Below are 17,570 nucleotides of genomic sequence, written 5' to 3' on the forward strand. Positions count from 1 at the left end.
TTTGATAAAAAATTAAGCTTTATTCCAAGTTTCTAAATATTGAGTCGCTATTTTTATATAATCATGTTCTTTCTCCACAAATGCTCGTGCTCGTTTGCCAATTGCGATAATCTCTTCGGGATGTTCAATCAAAAAAGACAATTCCATAACTAAATAATCTACATCAGGTAATGCATTTACAGCAACTCGTTCAGAAAGGTTGTAATGCTGTACAAACTCTTTTTCGGCACCCGTGAAAACCACTTTTCCTTTTGCCATAGCTTCCAGTGCATTATATCCTTGGTCACAACTAAAAGATTGGTCTAATAAAATATGTGCCTTGTTGTAGGAGTCAATATAGAGGTCATACGCAAGTGTTTTTGTAATAATTATTTCAACTTTTTTTTCGTATTTTATTTTTATAATTTCAAGTGCTTTTTCAAAATAGGAGATGCCTTTTTGATTGTAACTCCATTCATTTATACCAAGAAATATCACTATTTTACTTTCAATACTCAATTCTTGAAACAGTAATTTATTATGATTAATTGGATATGGAATAAAACCGGAATATTTTGGGTTTTGGCTTATGGCAGCTACATAATCAAAGTCGGTTGCGATTATTCCACTGCATTTTTCTAGAACAAAAGTGTGTAGTTTTTTATGGTTTTCTTTTAAATATGCAAACAAAGAATGATACTCTTTTGTCAAGCTTGGATCTTGAAAGAACGGCTGTAATATTGATTTTTTGGATTTATTTTCCAAATCAAATTTCATGTTTAAATAATCGACACCACAAGACAAAACGAACACCTTTTTGGTTGTTTCAAAGACTTTTTTAAGCAAGAAAAGTTCGAAATTTTTATTGGTTTTTATTGGAGTTTCATTGATGAACTGAACGATGTCAAAATTTTTGACCTTTTTTAGCAATAAATAAAAACGGATGCCTTTTTCTAATTTTGCAATATCATAGTGAAACAAACGTGCAATTACTTGTCTCGGAATATTGATGATTTTTGTTTTGCTAAATTTATAATCAATAGAGTGATCTACAGGAAAATCTTTAAAACCATCGCTGTCAGCAACAATGACAACTTCATGGCCTAATTGTAGCAAACCTTCCTTTAAGGAATTATGTAAACGACTGTATTCGCCAATAAGTAAAATCCGCATGAATGATTATATTTGTAACGAAAATATGCAATCAGCAATGATAAAACAAAACTTTAAGTATAAAATTGCTTTAATTGGGTATCGGTTAAGTGGAGGAGGAAGCGAAAAAGTTATGGCTACGTTGTCGATTTTTTTTGATAAAATGGGAATAGACGTTTATAACATAATTATTTTAGATGAAGTATCGTATCGGTATTCTGGGAAGCTTGTCAATTTAGGTTTATTGAAAGACAACAAAAATGGATTTATCAATAAATACAAGCGACTGATTGCATTGCGAAATTGTTTAAATGCAAATAATTTTGATTATATAATAGATTTTCGTTTTAGAATCAAACCCCTTCAAGAGTTAATTTTGTCACGATTGATTTATAATACAAAAACGATATTTACAGTTCATAGTTTTTTGATAGATCATTATATGCCCAACAACTCTTTGTTAACTAGGTTTATGTACAATCATTGTTATGCGAATGTCGCTATTGTGGAAGAAATGAAGGAGTTGATTGAGCAAAAACATAATTTAAAAAACGTAGTTACTATTTCTAATCCAGTAAATATAGAGGAAGTTAACGAGAAGTGCACGGAATCTATTGACATTGAATTTGATTATATCATAGCGATAGGTCAATATGAGAGTACAATAAAGCAGTTTGATAAGTTAATAGTGAGTTATGTAAATTCAATGTTACATCGTAGAAATATTCATCTCATAATCCTTGGAAAAGGCAATAAAAGCCCATTGAAAAGTATAGCAGAAGCAAATGGAGTTTTAGAATATGTACATTTTTTAGGATACCAAAACAATCCTTTTAAGTATATTTCTAAAGCTAAATTTTTGGTACTTACGAGTAAAAATGAAGGATTTGCCAATGTTTTATTAGAAGCTTTAGCATGTGAAACACCCGTTATAGCATTTGATTGTCCCTGTGGGCCAAGCGTAATAATCAAGCATAATAAAAATGGGATTTTAGTAGAAAATCAAAACTTGCAAAAACTTACGGAAGCAATGAATTTACTAGAGTCAGATGAATCTCTATATCTCCATTGCAAGCAAAATGCATTAGAAAGTATAAAGCCTTTTTTACTGGAAACAATTGGACAGCAATGGTTAGAACTAATGAAAATGGAAGGTTCTTTTAATACAACTAAATTAAAATTATGAATGTAAAAATAATAGACATTCCAAAAATAGAAAATGCCTTAGGAAACATTGCAGTAATGGAAAATGGTTCCATTCCTTTCGATATAAAAAGAGTTTATTATCTATATGATATTCCAAGTTCTTCAAAACGAGGTGGTCATTCCCATAAAAATCTTCATCAAATATTGATAGCCATTTCAGGAAGTTTTGATGTAGTTTTAAAGAACGGAAATTCAGTCAAAACAATTACATTGAATAAACCGGACAAAGGATTATTTATAGAAAATCACATTTGGAGGGAATTAGAAAATTTTTCTTCCGGAGCAGTTTGTTTGGTTTTGGCATCTGATGTATTCGATGAAGAAGATTATATTCGGGATTTTGATGAATTTTTGATTTCTAAAAAATGAAACTTTTGTACATTGTCCCCAGCATAAATAACGAAGGCGGTGTGGCCCGAGTTATTTCCGTAAAAGCCAACTATCTCGTTGAAAAATTTGGATATGAAGTCCATATTCTGACGCAAAACGAGGGATTTTTCCCTTTGTTTTATTCTTTTAATGCCGCTATTGTTTTTCACGATTTGCGATTGAAAGGTAACTTATTTCAGTTTTTTTATTCTTTCGCGCAAGGACTAAAAAGTAAAATAAAAGCAATACAACCGGATGTTATTATTGTTTGTGATAATGGTCTAAAAGCGTATTTAATTCCTTTTATTTTAAAAAATAAAGTTCCTATTGTGTTAGAAATGCACAGTTCCAAATTTGTTGAAGAAAAAGAATCAGATAAAAATATTTTGACGAAAGTTGTGTCTACTTGTATTCCTCTTTTAAAAAAAATCGGGATAAAAAAATACAATAGATTTGTTGTGGAAACAAGCGAAAGCATTGTAGAATGGCAGATAAAGAATTCAGTTATCATTCCCAATCCTTTATGGTTTACTTCAGAAAAATGCAGTGCTTTAGAAAATAAAAAAGTTATTGCAGTTGGTCGCCATACTTATGAAAAAGGATTTGACAGGATGTTGCAAATCTGGAAAAAAGTGGTCGCGAAATACCCAAATTGGAAATTGGAAATTTATGGAAAATCATCTGACAATAGTAATTTACGATTGTTAGCTGAAGATCTGAATATTTTCAACAATGTTATTTTTCATGAACCAGTTCAGAATATTAACGAAAAATATTTAGATGCTTCATTTTATCTAATGACGTCTCGATTTGAAGGTTTTGGAATGGTTTTAATTGAGGCAATGGCTTCTGGATTGCCCTGTATTGTTTATGATTGTCCGTGCGGACCAAGAGGAATAATTTCTCAAAATGAAGACGGATTTTTGATTGAAAATGGCAATGAACCAGAATATATCAAAGCAATTGAGACTTTAATCGAAAATACTACAGTAAGAAAAAAAATGGGAGCAAAGGCAAAATTATCCAGCGAAAAATACAATATCGATGCTATTATGGAAACTTGGAATCAATTATTCATTGGAATGCAAAAGAATTAATTTTTATCATTTATTGAGCATAAATAACCTATCCGAAACCAATTATAAAGGAATAAATTAGGATTTTTCCCGGTTAAATTTCGCAGCTGATATTTTTCAAAAACCGAATGTATTTTTGAAATGATAAAAGTGCATTTTGTTTGTTTCAAAAAATGATACAATTGAATAAGCTTTACAAACTCAATAGTAATTATTTCTTCTTTGTACAGCGAAATCAAATTTTCTAAGGACTCTTTGGTTTTGTTCATATAAACCAAGTTTGTGTCAATTTCGCCGTGTTCAACAGGATTTTCAATCTGATTTACTTTAACTTTTAACAGACTCAACTGATATGAAAGTTGGGTGTCATCATGACCGTATTTTTTCCTGTTTGTATCAAATTTTACTTTGTCAAAACAGTCTTTTTTAATTACAGTATTATTAAAAAGTAACGACTGATATTGTTTTTTCTTTCGGTGTACTGCAGATTTGTCCTCAATAAATCGTCCGTATTTCCAACGTAGTTTTTGATTGTCGGAAGGACATTTTTCAGGATGTATCCTGCCGCCAAAAACCACATCAAAATCTTGGAGATTATCAATATATTTTTTTATGTAATGATCATGAATAATTATAGAGTCCCCGTCAATAAAAAGCAAATAATCAAATTTTGCTTGCTCTGCCAAGGAATTTCTGTTTTCACGATGTGCTAGATTCTCTTTCAAGGAGACAAAACTGCAATTTGATAAAGCATTTACAGGCTCATTAAATGCATTCAGACTTGATTTTGAAGCGTCGTCTTGACATAAAATTTCAAACGGTATTGCGCAATTGTTGCATTGTTTGTGCAGCTCTAAAACCAGCGGATAAACATTGTAATTGTATATTGGAACAAGAATGGAAAGCATTATGCCGTTCTCTGAACTACTTCAAAGATTTTTGCGTCTTCACACTTCAACGTTTTTGAAGGGAATTTCATCAATAGAGCGTAATCGTGCGTCGCCATAATGATGGTTTTTCCATTGGCGTTGATTTTCTTTAAGACCTCCAGTATTTCGGCACTCGTTTGAGGATCTAAGTTTCCTGTTGGTTCATCAGCAAGGATTAATTCCGGATCGTTAAGTAAAGCGCGAGCTATGGCAACACGTTGCTGTTCTCCTCCAGAAATTTGATGCGGCATTTTTTTGCCAAAATCTCTCATTCCCACTTTATTTAAAACTTCATCAATCTTATTTTGCATTTCTATATTGTCTGTCCAGCCAGTTGCTTTGAGTACAAATAGCATGTTGTCATTTATAGTACGGTCCGGAAGTAATTTGAAATCTTGAAAAACGATTCCAATTTTTCTTCTTAAAAACGGGATGTCATTTTCTTTTAAAGTGGCTAAATCAAAATCTACTATGCTTCCTTCTCCTTCCGTTAAAGTTAAATCTGCATATAAAGTTTTCATTAAGCTACTTTTTCCCGAGCCTGTTTTTCCAATGATGTAAAGGAATTCACCATGTTTTACCTCTAGGTTTACCTCTGTTAAGATAGATTTTCCTTCTTGATAAATCGTTACATTTTTTAAAGACAGTACGGATTGTGACATAATTTGCATTTGTTTATTGGGTAAAAGTAATAAGATAACGGTTCTATTCAAAATAAATTCTATTCAATTAGATAGAATTCTGATAATTATAAATAATAGGGGAAAGTAGCGGCATTTACAGCGATGAATAGTAGGGCCTGTAAAGGTGAATTCTGCAGTGTTAAAAAAAATGTTCATAATAAAAGCCAATAACGATTCGTTATAGAGTTCAGAATATGATACATTTGAATTATTAAAATAAAATCACAATGCGTAAAATTTCTTGGCTCTTCTTTATTCCAATTTTTATCATAACGACCGCTGTTACGGCACAAAAATCAACTATTTATACACACGATTCGAAAGATTATAATAAAGCGGTTTCGTTATTTAAAGATGCGCAATATGCATCGGCGCAAATTATTTTTAATAAAGTAAAGGAAACGGCGACAACTGAAGAGCTAAAATCAGACTGCGCATATTATGCCGCTAATTGTGCCATTCGAACCAATCAATCCAATGCAGATGCATTAATGGAGCAATTTGTTTCGGATTATCCTACGAGTGTGAAACAAAATCAAGCTTACATTGAGGTGGCACATTATCATTTTAGCCAAGGAAATTATCCGCAGGCGTTACAATGGTTTGATAAAGTGGACGAAAGCAGTTTAAGCAGAAATGACCAAGATAAATTTAATTTCCAGAAAGGTTACAGTTTTTTTAATGCCAAAAAGAAAAAAGAGGCTACAGTTTATTTGAATAAAGTAGTGAACTCCGCTGAATATGGCTCTCAAGCTAAATATTACTTGGGGTTTATGGCCTATGAAGGCGATGATTATAAGCAAGCTACAAAATATTTTGATGAAGTTTCGGGAGAAGAAAAATACAAAGAAAAGCTTTCTTACTATCAGGCTGATATGAATTTTAAATTGGGAAATTTCCAAAAAGCAATAGATTTAGGTCAGAAAGCAATGGCAAAATCAAGTCCTTTAGAAAAATCTGAATTGAATAAAATTATTGGCGAAAGCTATTTTAATTTGAAGCAATATGATAAAGCAATTCCATTTTTAGTAGATTATAAAGGAAAAAAAGGAAAATGGAACAATACGGATTTTTACCAATTGGGATATGCGTATTACAAACAAAAAGACTACGAAAATGCGATTTCTCAATTCAATAAGATCATTGGTGGGAAAGATTTCGTAGCGCAAAATGCCTATTATCATTTGGGTGAAAGCTACCTGAATACCGATAAAAAACAACAGGCCTTGAATGCTTTCAAAAATGCTTCGGAAATGGAATTTGATTTGGCCATTCAGGAAGATGCCAGTTTGAATTATGCTAAATTGAGTTATGAATTAGGGAATTCATACCAAAGTGTACCCGCTGTTTTGCAAGCTTTTTTGAATAAATATCCAGACAATGGAAGCCGTTCTGAGGTTGAAAAATTATTGATTGACTCTTATATTTCCTCGAAAAACTACAAAGAAGCCCTTGTTTTATTGGAAAAAAATAAAGCACCAGAAAATAAATTAGCGTACCAAAAAGTGCTTTTTTATAGAGGTTTAGAATTATACACCGATGAGAATTATTCAGAGGCATTGAAAATGTTCACTAAATCTATAAATGAACAAAAAGATGCGGTTTTTACTGCCCGAGCTACTTTCTGGAAAGGAGAGTCTGAATATGTTTTAAATGATTTCAAAGAGGCGTTATTAAGTTTTAAGCAATTCATTGGTTCAAATCAAGCCGCAAAAACACCGGAATTTAAAAACATTAATTACAATATTGCTTACGCGTATTTTAAATTGAAAGAATACGATCAGGCGGGTAACTATTTTCAAAATCAAATAGAAAAAGCACCTAGTGATAAAGTGCGATTGAATGATTCCTATTTGCGTTTGGCTGATTGTCGTTTTGTAACTTCAAAATATGGTCCGGCAATGGATGCGTACACTCAAGTGATTGAATCTAAAAGTGTCGATGCGGATTATGCGTATTTTCAAAAAGCAATTTCCTATGGGTTTATGGCTAAAAACGATAAGAAAATGGAGGAGCTAAATGCTTTTTTACAATTGTATCCAAAATCAGAATACAGAGACGATGCGCTTTTTGAACTTGCTAATACCTATGTTGCCGAGAATAAAAATGACCTTGCAATTAAAACGTATGACCGATTAAATACTGAATTTAAAAAAGGTTCCTTTACTTCCAAATCTATTTTGCGTCAGGGATTAGTGTATTATAACACTGATAAAGACGATCAGGCATTGTTGAAATTTAAAAAAGTAGCCGCTGATTTTCCTAGAACGGCTGAAGCTTTAGCAGCGGTAGCCACCGCTCGATTGATTTACGTGGATAATGGCAGAGTGGATGAATATGCAACATGGGTTCGTACATTGGATTTTGTCGCGGTGACTGATGCAGAACTTGATAATGATACGTATGAAGCCGCTGAAAAACAATTTCAACAGAATAATGTTAAGCAGGCAATTGCAGGATTTAGTGGTTATATAAATCAGTTTTCTCGCGGTATTCATGCTTTACAGGCTAACTATTATCTTGCTCAATTGTATTTCTCTGAAGGATCAGAGAGCAAATCTATTGCTAATTATGAATACGTAATTGCACAATCTCGAAGCGAATTTACAGAGCAATCTTTGTTGCGATTGGCTCAGATTTTCCTTAAAAATAAAGAGTCTGAAAAAGCAATTTTGGTGTTATCTCGTTTAGAAAACGAAGCTGATATTTCTCAGAATAAAACATATGCACAATCCAACTTGATGAAATCCTACTATGACAAAAAAGATTATCCAAATTCAGTTATTTATGCGGAGAAAGTTTTGATCAATCCTAAAACTGACGATACTGTAAAAAGCGATGCGCAAATTATTATCGCTCGCGCGGCAATTGAAACAGGTGATGAAGCGAAAGCTAAAGTTGCTTACGCAAAATTAATGACGATTGCCAAAGGGGAATTAGCCGCCGAAGCTTTATATTATGATGCTTATTTTAAAAATAAAGAAGAAAAGTTTGAAGCTTCTAATACTGCAGTACAAAAATTAGCGAAGAATTATTCCAGCTATAAATATTTTGGAGCCAAAGGATTAGTATTGATGGCTAAAAACTTTTACGGACTGAAAGATAGTTACCAAGCAACCTATATTTTAGAAAATGTAATTCAAAACTTCACTGATTTTCAGGATGTAGTTTCAGATGCACAAAGAGAATTGAACACTATAAAGGCCGAAGAATCCAAAACAAATTCATCAATTACTAAATAAAGGAAGTCCGAAAATTGGATTACGGAAACAGGAAGAAACGGCATGGAATTTTTTAATAAACGAAAGCCAAAAAACAAATTGAATGAGTTTATCTTTTTATATCGTTGATGTTTTTACGTCAAAAAAATATGCAGGCAATCAGTTGGCTGTTTTTTTAGGAGCTCAAGCATTAAGTGACGAACAGATGCAAAAAATTGCCCGTGAAATCAACTTTGCGGAAAGCACTTTTATCACCAAGCTTAATGCTGAAAACAATTCGGCAACAATTAGAATTTTTACTCCGGAACACGAAATGAAGTTCGCCGGTCATCCAATTATTGGAACTACGTGGGTTTTGATGAATAAAATATTTGAGCACCAGCCTGAAAAGATTACGCTATCAGTACCTATTGGTGAAATTCCAGTGAATCAATCGGGAGATTTAGTATGGTTGCAGGCAGCTCAACCGGAATTTTTGGATACTTTTTCCTCAGAGGATTTTAAATCTTTCAGCAATTTAAGCAGTACGGATTTTGATGATAAATTTCCTATTCAGGAGGTGACTACAGGAAGCGCTTTTGTAATTGTTCCTGTTAAAAGTAAAAAGGCATTGGAGAATTTAATTCTTGACAAGGTTAAAATGGATGAATGGTTACACAAGCACTGTAAAACCAATCATAGAGCGTTCTATTTTTATTGTTTAGATGATGCAGAACTCAGTAGCAGAATGCTGTGCATTGAAAATAATCAACTTGTTGAAGATGCGGCAACGGGAAGTGCAAGCACTTGTTTGCAGGCTTTTCTGTTAAAATATGACGCGCCTGAAATTCAAATAATCAATCATCAGGGCGATTTTATAAACAGACCTTCACAGATTTATTTTGATGGAAAATTGACAAAAAATCATTTTGATATAAAAATCGGAGGGAAAACGGAATTCATTGCAAAAGGCGAATGGGAAGTGTAATACTATAATTATAAGCATTAGAAATAAGAAGTAAAAAAAAATAAAACATGACATTCAAACAATTAAACATAAAACCATTTTTAAATCAGGTAACGCCATTTTCGGCTTCCTTTCCTTCGGGGAAGGTTGGTATTGGGATTTTATTTCTTTTCGTTTCCCAATTTTCTTTTGCTCAAAAGAAAGAGCAAATAGGCACAGAAACCGTAAATGTAGTAAAACCATATACACCCAAAATTTCCGACGCATTCAAAGTGAAAGAAATTCCGGAACTCGATGATGAGGCGAATACCAAAAAAGAAACTATAAAATATACGATTTTCTCTTTTCCTGTCGCGTCTACTTTTACACCGTCTAAAGGAAAAGCTGAAGGCGTAGAGAAAGAAAAACAAGCACATTTGTTTCAAAATTATGCCACTTTTGGTGTTGGAAATTACGGAACTTTTATAGGGGAATTATTCGTAAATCATGCTATCAGCAACACGGATTATCTTGGCGGGATGTTTCGTCATCATTCGTCTGAAGGCGGAATTAAAAATATAGCATTAGAAGATCGTTTTTATGATACATCGATTGACTTGATGTATGGTTCAAATCAAAAAAACGTGTCGTATAATCTTGACTTAGGGTATCAAAACCAAATTTATAATTGGTACGGATTACCTGAAAATTTTGGAAGCTCTTTGGCTTCTCAAAACAGAGTGGCTTTGATTAACGGAATTAATCCACAGCAGACTTATGGTACGATATCGTTCGGCGGAAATGTAGTATTAAACGAAAGTTTTTTAAATAAAGCAAGTTTAAAATACAACCATTTTTCAGATGCTTCCGGATCTTCTGAAAATCGATTTTATGTTAAGCCAACAGTAACGTTTAATGTAATGGAAAGTGCGGTAAAAACCAACATAATTGTTGATTATGTGGGTGGTAGTTTCAAGAAAAATTATTCAAATACGAATACCGAGCGTGTAGAGTATGGTTTCACGAATTTTGGAATCGTTCCTAGTTTTGTAATGCAGCAAGATGATTGGACGTTAAATATTGGAGCTGGTTTGTTTTACAGCTTAGATAATGTAAACAGCAACAATAAATTTCTAGTCTATCCGCAGTTCAATGCCTCGTACAAAGTGGTGGGTGATTTGATGATTTTTTATGCTGGAGCCGAAGGAAACATAGAGCAAAATTCTTATATGGATTTTGTTAGTGAAAATCCGTTTTTATCGCCAACATTAAATATTGCTCCAACAGACAAACAGTATGACGTTTTTGCCGGATTAAAAGGGAAATTAATTAATACTATAAGTTATAATGTTAAGGCTTCCTATGTAAACGAAAGAAATAAAGCTTTATTTAGAAGCAACGATTACAATGAAAATGCGAGCAATGCTGATTATGGGTATGGAAATTCCTTTCAAGTGGTCTATGACGACATGAGAACATTGAGTTTTTACGGAGAATTAAAAGCTGATTTTTCTGACGATGTGTCTTTTGGGATCAACGGGACTTTCAGTAAATATACCAATGATTTTGAGCAAGAAGCTTGGAATCTGCCTACTATAAAAATAAGTTCAAATCTTGATTTTAATATTACGGAGAAATGGTTCGCTGGTGCAAATGTGTTTTACGTAGGCGAGCGAAAAGATTTTCAGGTAAATACCGACTTAGTATATGTAGTTCAGCCGGGTCCTTTTACTTTAAAATCTTATTTTGATGTAAATGCAAATGTAGGATTCAAATACAGTGACCGATTGACTGCTTTTGCAAGAGCCAATAATATCACTAATAATGCGTACCAAAAATGGTTGAATTATCCAGTTCAGGGTTTTCAGGTGATTTTAGGCGTGAACTATAAATTCGATTTTTAATCTTCACCCCAGCCCTCCCCGAAAAGGAGGAAGCCAAAACGCAACAACAATAATAATTACTTTTGTATTCAAAAACTTCGCGCCTTAGTGGCAAGATCCTATGACTTTCAAACAAAAAATACATACTCATTATCTGCAATTAGTTCAGGATCGAATCGATGTTTTTAAAGATATGATCGTGGCACTTACCGAAGATTCTAAAAACGACGCCAAAGGTTCTGCCGGAGACAAACACGAGACCGCTTTATCAATGATGCACATTGAGCAGGAAAAACTCAATCGAAAATTGAGAGAAGTACTGGATCAAAAAACAGTCTTGGATAAAATTGATGCCGTCACAATTGCCGAAACTATTATTGTGGGGAGCTTAGTAAAAGCAAATGGAATCTATTTATACCTAAGTGTGGCACTTCCAAAAATCAATGTCGAAGGAATCAATATTATCGCATTATCTCCACAATCACCTTTGGGAAATAAACTGATGGGAAATCAAGAAGGTTTTACTTTTGAGATTAACGGGACGAAGTATTTGGTGGAGAATATTGAATAAAACTCATCTCATCTGCGTTTCATTTTACAATCCGCAACTTCCAAGCTATTTTTATTACCTTTCAATTACATTTTAAACACAAATAATCTTTTTTTGTTGTTATCTACAACTAAAAATAGCATTTGTGTTTTTCAATTAGAACTATAACGCCATCTTTGCCCTATCAAAATAAACAAAACAATAAAAATATATAGTTATGTGCGGAATAGTATGTGCCTTTGATTTAAAACAAAAAGCCGAAGTTTTAAGACCACAAGTGTTAGAGATGTCTAAAATTATCCGTCATCGTGGACCTGACTGGAGCGGAATTTTTAGTAATGAAAAAGCGATTTTGTCTCACGAACGTTTGGCAATTGTTGATCCTGCTTCTGGAAAACAACCGTTGTTTAGTGAAGACAAACAACTTGTTTTAGCAGCAAATGGTGAAATATACAACCACAGAGAATTACGTAAACAATTTGAGGGTAAATATAACTTTCAAACTGAAAGTGACTGCGAAGTAATTTTAGCGCTTTACAAAGAAAAAGGGCCTCATTTTATAGATGAAATGAACGGGATTTTTGGATTTGCCATTTACGATGTCGAAAAAGATGAGTATTTTGTTGCTCGGGATCACATGGGAATTATTCCATTATACATTGGTTGGGATGAGCACGGAACGTTTTACGTCGCGTCAGAATTGAAAGCATTAGAAGGATATTGTACCAAAATCCAATTGTTTCCTCCGGGACATTATATGTCAAGTAAAGATGGCGAATTTGTACAATGGTATAAAAGAGAATGGGTTGATTATGATGCTGTAAAAGACAACGTAACCAGTATTGATGCTATTAAAGTCGCTTTAGAAGCAGCGGTTCACAGACAATTGATGAGCGATGTGCCCTATGGAGTTTTACTTTCGGGAGGATTAGATTCGTCAATTACTTCGGCTGTAGCCAAAAAATATGCGCAAAAACGTATTGAATCCGGAGATGTAGCCGATGCCTGGTATCCCCAATTACATTCGTTCTCGGTAGGATTAGACGGTTCTCCAGATCTAGCGGCTGCGCAAATAGTAGCGGATCATATTGGAACCATTCACCACGAAATTAAATTCACTATTCAAGAAGGGCTAGACGCGGTTAAAGATGTAATTTATAACTTGGAGACGTATGATGTGACAACAATTAGGGCCTCAACACCAATGTGGTTGATGGCAAGAGTTATTAAATCTATGGGTATCAAGATGGTGTTATCTGGTGAAGGAGCAGATGAGCTTTTTGGAGGATATTTGTATTTTCACAAAGCGCCAAACGCGAGAGAATTCCATGAAGAAAATGTACGTAAATTAGGGAAACTTCACATGTATGACTGTTTGCGGGCTAACAAAAGTTTAGCAGCATGGGGAATTGAAGGCCGTGTGCCATTTTTAGATAAAGAATTTATCGATGTGGCGATGAGAGTTAATCCACAAGATAAAATGATTAATGCAGAACATCCCATGGAAAAGTGGGTGGTTCGCAAAGCTTTTGAAGAGATGTTACCGCCCAGTGTGGCTTGGAGACAAAAAGAACAATTTAGTGATGGTGTAGGTTACGGCTGGATTGATACATTAAAAGAAGTGGTAGCTGTTGAAATTTCGGATGAACAATTAGCAAATGCTAAATACAAGTTCCCTTTACAAACGCCTACCTCTAAAGAGGAATATTACTATCGTTCAATTTTTCACGAGCATTTTCCAAGTGATGCTGCAGCTTTGTGCGTTCCACAAGAAGCAAGTGTTGCGTGTAGTACAAAAATTGCATTGGAATGGGATGAGGCTTTCAAGAATATGAATGATCCCTCCGGAAGAGCGGTAGCGAGTGTGCATGATGACGCGTATGTAAAAGCATAAGCATAAAATAATTAAGATTTTTTAAATTCACAGAACGCTCTCCATTCGAGAGCGTTTTTTTATGGAAACTATATTTGTGTAGAAATATAGAATTTGAATAAACGTTATAATTACGCATTGTTTAAAATAATTAGGTGAGTTTTTTTATATTAGCGCAACTAAAATGTTTATTATGAAATTTATTACACTATTCTTTGGCTTATTCTTATTGATTTCTTGTGATCAAAAAAATAAAATTTCCGTTGATACCATTATTACCGATGCAACGATTTACTCGGTCAATAACGCTTTTGAGACCGCTTCGGCTATGGCAATAGATAAGGGCAAAATTGTGGCTATTGGTACTAATCGTGAAATTACAAAACAATACGAATCTAAAAATACGATACAAGCGGAGGGAAAATTCATTTATCCTGGCTTAATTGATGCGCATTGCCATTTTTACAGCTATGGATTAAGTCTACAAGAAGCTGATTTGCGTGGAACTAAAAGTATGGACGAAATAATTACCCGCTTAAAGACTTTTCAAAAAGATAAGAATCCTACATTTATTGTTGGTAATGGTTGGGATCAGAACGATTGGAATGTAAAAAAGTATCCAACAAAAGCAGATTTAGATGTTGCATTTCCGGATATTCCTGTAGTCTTGAATAGAGTAGATGGGCATGCGATAATCGTAAATAGCAAGGCGTTAAAATTAGCTGGAATTACAAAAGATACGAAAGCTGTTGGCGGTCAGATTGAAATTGCAAACGGGGAACCAACAGGAATTTTAGTTGATAATCCAATGGAATTAGTGTTTAAGATAATTCCAAAACCAACTCGTAAAATACAAATTGCTGCTTTATTGGATGCTGAAAAAGTAATGTTTGATTATGGATTGACAACGGTAAATGATGCAGGATTAGATCCGGATGTAATTCATTTAATGGATAGCTTACAAAAAGCAAAATTGATGAAGCTTAATGTATATGCTATGGTTACGGCAAATCAAAAAAATATTGATTTATACTTAAAAAAAGGAATTTATAAAACGGATAATCTAACTGTACGTTCCTTTAAAATGTATGGAGATGGCGCTTTGGGTTCGCGTGGCGCTTGTATGCACAAACCGTATTCTGACAAGCCAGATCAAAATGGAGCTTTGTTAGCACCTCCTACAGAATTACGAGCGGTCGCGAGTCAGATTGCGGGCTCAGATTTTCAATTAAACACACATGCCATTGGTGATTCGGCAAATACGGTGATTTTAAAAATATACAAAGAAGTTTTGACAGGCACAAAAGATCGAAGATGGAAAATTGAGCACGCCCAAGTTTTACGTGAAGCTGATTTTGACTATTTTAAATTTGGAATTATTCCGTCGGTTCAACCCACTCATGCCACATCTGATATGTATTGGGCAGAAGACCGATTGGGGAAAGAAAGATTAAAAAATGCATATGCTTATAAAAAATTACTTCAAAAAGCGGGAATGATAGCTTTAGGAACAGATTTTCCTGTGGAAGAAGTGAATCCAATGCTAACTTTTCATGCTGCCGTAGCCAGAAAAGACAGTAAGGAATACCCAAAAGATGGTTTTCAAAAGGAAAATGCGTTAACCAGAGCCGAAACTTTAAGAGGAATGACAATTTGGGCTGCTTTTTCTAATTTCGAAGAAAAAGAAAAAGGAAGTTTAGAAGTGGGTAAATGGGCTGACTTTGTAATGTATGATCAAGATTTAATGAAAGTGGAAGAAAATAAAATAGTGAAAATGAAACCGACGAACACATATTTGAAAGGCAAGAAAGTGAAATAAAGGAGTGCTCCGTTTTGATCATTTATATTTGTCATGAAAAATTTAATTTATTGCTATTTAAATTACTGTTTTGATTTAAAATCAAATTTTTTGTTTTAAATGTAAACTAAAAAGTGTGTTTGTGTTTTGAGTTTGTAACTGCTGTCGCATATTTGTTATGGTAAAAGTGGTGAAAAAATAAAAAAAATAGTGTTATGTGCGGAATATTAGCTATCATCGGAAGAGGAAAAGAGGAGCAATTATTTGGAGAACTTTCAAAAAGAATGGCGCATCGTGGCCCGGATGAAAGTGATTTATACGTTACGGAAAGAGGACACATTTTAAGTCATGAACGGTTATCGATAATCGATTTGCATTCTGGAAAACAACCGATACAAGGCACGAAAACGGCCTATATGGTTCATAATGGAGAAATATACAATCATCAGGAATTAAGAAATGGTGTTTTGAAAGGGCACACTTTTAGAACGAAATCAGATTCAGAAGTTATTGTGCATTTGTATGAAGAGTTTGGATACGATTTTTGCAACATGCTGGATGGAGACTGGGCTTTTATAGTAATTGATGGGGATGATTTTATTGCCGGCAGAGACCCAATGGGAGTGAAGCCGTTGTATTATGGTTTGGACGAAAGAGGCAGAATTTATTTCTCCTCTGAAATGAAATCTATAGCTGATCAATGCAAAACATTTTCTACTTTTCCTCCGGGACATTATTATACTCAAAAAACAGGCTTTGTAAAATATTACAAACCGGAATACGAAGATTATTTAAAAGCGGATCAAGAATTAGATTTGGATTTAATCAGAGCAACTTTGACTGAAGCAACTCGCAAACGATTAATGAGCGATGTGCCCATTGGAGTATTGCTTTCCGGTGGATTAGATTCCTCATTGACTTCAGCTATTGCGTCCAGATTATTGGCCGAAAGCGGGAAAAAATTACATTCTTTTTCTATCGGATTGGATGCGGATGCACCAGATGCTGCCGCTGCCAGAAAAGTGGCGAAGTATTTAGGTACTGAACACCATGAAGTTCACTTTACTATTGAAGAAGGAATTAAGATTTTAAATACATTAATCTGGCATTTAGAAACGTACGATGTGACTTCGGTACGAGCAAGTACACCTATGTATTTCTTGTCAAAAGCCATTACTGATTTGGGAATAAAAGTGGTGCTTTCTGGAGAAGGTGCCGATGAGATTTTTGGAGGTTATTTGTATTTTAGAAATGCGCCATCAGCGGAAGATTTTCAAAAGGAAACAATCGAAAGAGTTCAAAAATTATTTACTGCTGATTTGTTAAGAGCCGATAAATCAACCATGGCACATGGATTAGAAGCTCGGGTTCCGTTTTTAGACAAAGCCTTCTTAGATGTGGCTGTTCGTATTAAAGCAGAGGAAAAGATGCCTAAAACGTACGAGGGAAAAGAAAAATACATATTAAGAAAAGCATTTGATACTCCGGACAACCCCTATCTTCCAGAAGAAGTTTTATGGAGGCAAAAAGAGCAATTTTCCGATGGAGTGGGGTACAAATGGATCGATCAATTGATTGAATACTGTGCTGCTCAAGTTACGGATGATCAGTTAGCTGGAGCTGAGGCAGAATTTCCATACAACTCGCCTGCGAGTAAAGAAGCGTACTTTTATCGATCCATATTTAATAAATATTACCCGCAAGTAAGTGCGGCACAAACGGTTAGGAAATGGATCCCAAAATGGCAGGAAAATCAAGATCCTAGCGGAAGAGCAAATGCAGCGCACGTTCAGGCAGACACCGAAATTGCTAAAAAAGGCGCTACGGTTTAAAATACTAATTTGATTTTGCATAAATAAAAAACGCTCTCGATTTTGAGAGCGTTTTTTCGCTATTATATGAACAAATGTTAATAACTTAGGCGCT

At 34.1% G+C, this 17,570-nt stretch carries 13 protein-coding genes; 10 read left to right on the forward strand and 3 right to left on the reverse strand.

Going from position 1 to position 17,570, the window contains the following annotated elements; translation table 11 throughout:
* Positions 1-12: 12 nt before the first annotated feature.
* The gene (locus ACNQGJ_RS11300; protein ID WP_417972832.1) at positions 13-1,152 is read right to left on the reverse strand and encodes a glycosyltransferase; all 1,140 of its coding nucleotides are present in this window, start codon (positions 1,150-1,152) and stop codon (positions 13-15) included.
* On the opposite strand from ACNQGJ_RS11300, the gene ACNQGJ_RS11305 reads away from it, so the two are divergent.
* From ACNQGJ_RS11305 to ACNQGJ_RS11315, 3 genes are read left to right on the forward strand one after another with little or no spacing between them, the layout of a single operon-like run.
* Positions 1,151-2,317, forward strand: coding sequence for a glycosyltransferase (locus tag ACNQGJ_RS11305; protein ID WP_417972833.1), 1,167 nt, complete (start codon positions 1,151-1,153; stop codon positions 2,315-2,317). The two genes, ACNQGJ_RS11300 and ACNQGJ_RS11305, sit on opposite strands and share 2 nt — an antisense overlap.
* Positions 2,314-2,706, forward strand: a complete 393-nt coding sequence (locus ACNQGJ_RS11310; protein ID WP_417972834.1) for a sugar 3,4-ketoisomerase — start codon at positions 2,314-2,316, stop codon at positions 2,704-2,706. The genes ACNQGJ_RS11305 and ACNQGJ_RS11310 overlap by 4 nt, the downstream gene beginning before the upstream one ends.
* Positions 2,703-3,803: a glycosyltransferase family 4 protein gene (locus tag ACNQGJ_RS11315; protein WP_417972835.1), complete on the forward strand. Its 1,101-nt coding sequence runs from the start codon at positions 2,703-2,705 to the stop codon at positions 3,801-3,803. Before ACNQGJ_RS11310 ends, ACNQGJ_RS11315 begins: the two co-directional genes overlap by 4 nt.
* On the opposite strand, the gene ACNQGJ_RS11320 is transcribed toward ACNQGJ_RS11315, so the two are convergent.
* Together ACNQGJ_RS11320 and ACNQGJ_RS11325 are read right to left on the reverse strand one after the other, a co-directional pair.
* Positions 3,800-4,690, reverse strand: coding sequence for a glycosyltransferase family 2 protein (locus tag ACNQGJ_RS11320; RefSeq protein ID WP_417972836.1), 891 nt, complete (start codon positions 4,688-4,690; stop codon positions 3,800-3,802). The two genes, ACNQGJ_RS11315 and ACNQGJ_RS11320, sit on opposite strands and share 4 nt — an antisense overlap.
* The gene (locus ACNQGJ_RS11325) at positions 4,690-5,373 is read right to left on the reverse strand and encodes a cell division ATP-binding protein FtsE (RefSeq protein WP_417972837.1); all 684 of its coding nucleotides are present in this window, start codon (positions 5,371-5,373) and stop codon (positions 4,690-4,692) included. The genes ACNQGJ_RS11320 and ACNQGJ_RS11325 overlap by 1 nt, the downstream gene beginning before the upstream one ends.
* A 248-nt stretch (positions 5,374-5,621) precedes the next feature.
* Between ACNQGJ_RS11325 and ACNQGJ_RS11330 the strand changes: the two genes are divergently transcribed.
* The 7 genes from ACNQGJ_RS11330 to asnB (ACNQGJ_RS11360) all read left to right on the forward strand — a co-directional run bounded on the left by ACNQGJ_RS11330 (position 5,622) and on the right by asnB (ACNQGJ_RS11360) (position 17,476).
* A complete protein-coding gene (locus ACNQGJ_RS11330) occupies positions 5,622-8,636 on the forward strand; it encodes a tetratricopeptide repeat protein (RefSeq protein ID WP_417972838.1) in 3,015 nt (1,004 codons plus the stop codon).
* Between the two features lie 82 nt (positions 8,637-8,718).
* The gene (locus ACNQGJ_RS11335; protein ID WP_417972839.1) at positions 8,719-9,582 is read left to right on the forward strand and encodes a PhzF family phenazine biosynthesis protein; all 864 of its coding nucleotides are present in this window, start codon (positions 8,719-8,721) and stop codon (positions 9,580-9,582) included.
* A 47-nt stretch (positions 9,583-9,629) separates the two neighbouring features.
* Entirely contained in the window at positions 9,630-11,444 is a 1,815-nt protein-coding gene (locus tag ACNQGJ_RS11340) for a TonB-dependent receptor (RefSeq protein WP_417972840.1), read from the forward strand.
* Positions 11,445-11,544: 100 nt separating this feature from the next.
* On the forward strand, positions 11,545-11,994 hold the full coding sequence (locus ACNQGJ_RS11345; RefSeq protein WP_417972841.1) for a hypothetical protein: 450 nt from the start codon (positions 11,545-11,547) through the stop codon (positions 11,992-11,994).
* A gap of 196 nt (positions 11,995-12,190) precedes the next feature.
* Complete coding sequence (gene asnB / locus ACNQGJ_RS11350) at positions 12,191-13,867, forward strand: asparagine synthase B (RefSeq protein ID WP_417972842.1); 1,677 nt, start codon at positions 12,191-12,193, stop codon at positions 13,865-13,867.
* Positions 13,868-14,039: 172 nt separating this feature from the next.
* Entirely contained in the window at positions 14,040-15,665 is a 1,626-nt protein-coding gene (locus tag ACNQGJ_RS11355) for an amidohydrolase (RefSeq protein ID WP_417972843.1), read from the forward strand.
* Between the two features lie 194 nt (positions 15,666-15,859).
* Positions 15,860-17,476, forward strand: a complete 1,617-nt coding sequence (gene asnB, locus ACNQGJ_RS11360; RefSeq protein WP_417972844.1) for an asparagine synthase B — start codon at positions 15,860-15,862, stop codon at positions 17,474-17,476.
* The last annotated feature ends 94 nt before the right edge of the window (positions 17,477-17,570 follow it).

This window comes from Flavobacterium cryophilum (assembly GCF_048286555.1).
In the GTDB taxonomy this organism is placed as follows: domain Bacteria; phylum Bacteroidota; class Bacteroidia; order Flavobacteriales; family Flavobacteriaceae; genus Flavobacterium.

What these genes read in the sequence shown, in the direction of transcription:
- ACNQGJ_RS11305 (WP_417972833.1), top strand. Translation starts at nt 1,151, where the DNA reads ATGAATGATTATATTTGTAACGAAAATATGCAATCAGCAATGATAAAA.
- ACNQGJ_RS11300 (WP_417972832.1), bottom strand. Translation starts at nt 1,152, where the DNA reads ATGCGGATTTTACTTATTGGCGAATACAGTCGTTTACATAATTCCTTA.
- ACNQGJ_RS11310 (WP_417972834.1), top strand. Translation starts at nt 2,314, where the DNA reads ATGAATGTAAAAATAATAGACATTCCAAAAATAGAAAATGCCTTAGGA.
- ACNQGJ_RS11315 (WP_417972835.1), top strand. Translation starts at nt 2,703, where the DNA reads ATGAAACTTTTGTACATTGTCCCCAGCATAAATAACGAAGGCGGTGTG.
- ACNQGJ_RS11320 (WP_417972836.1), bottom strand. Translation starts at nt 4,690, where the DNA reads ATGCTTTCCATTCTTGTTCCAATATACAATTACAATGTTTATCCGCTG.
- ACNQGJ_RS11325 (WP_417972837.1), bottom strand. Translation starts at nt 5,373, where the DNA reads ATGTCACAATCCGTACTGTCTTTAAAAAATGTAACGATTTATCAAGAA.
- ACNQGJ_RS11330 (WP_417972838.1), top strand. Translation starts at nt 5,622, where the DNA reads ATGCGTAAAATTTCTTGGCTCTTCTTTATTCCAATTTTTATCATAACG.
- ACNQGJ_RS11335 (WP_417972839.1), top strand. Translation starts at nt 8,719, where the DNA reads ATGAGTTTATCTTTTTATATCGTTGATGTTTTTACGTCAAAAAAATAT.
- ACNQGJ_RS11340 (WP_417972840.1), top strand. Translation starts at nt 9,630, where the DNA reads ATGACATTCAAACAATTAAACATAAAACCATTTTTAAATCAGGTAACG.
- ACNQGJ_RS11345 (WP_417972841.1), top strand. Translation starts at nt 11,545, where the DNA reads ATGACTTTCAAACAAAAAATACATACTCATTATCTGCAATTAGTTCAG.
- asnB (WP_417972842.1), top strand. Translation starts at nt 12,191, where the DNA reads ATGTGCGGAATAGTATGTGCCTTTGATTTAAAACAAAAAGCCGAAGTT.
- ACNQGJ_RS11355 (WP_417972843.1), top strand. Translation starts at nt 14,040, where the DNA reads ATGAAATTTATTACACTATTCTTTGGCTTATTCTTATTGATTTCTTGT.
- asnB (WP_417972844.1), top strand. Translation starts at nt 15,860, where the DNA reads ATGTGCGGAATATTAGCTATCATCGGAAGAGGAAAAGAGGAGCAATTA.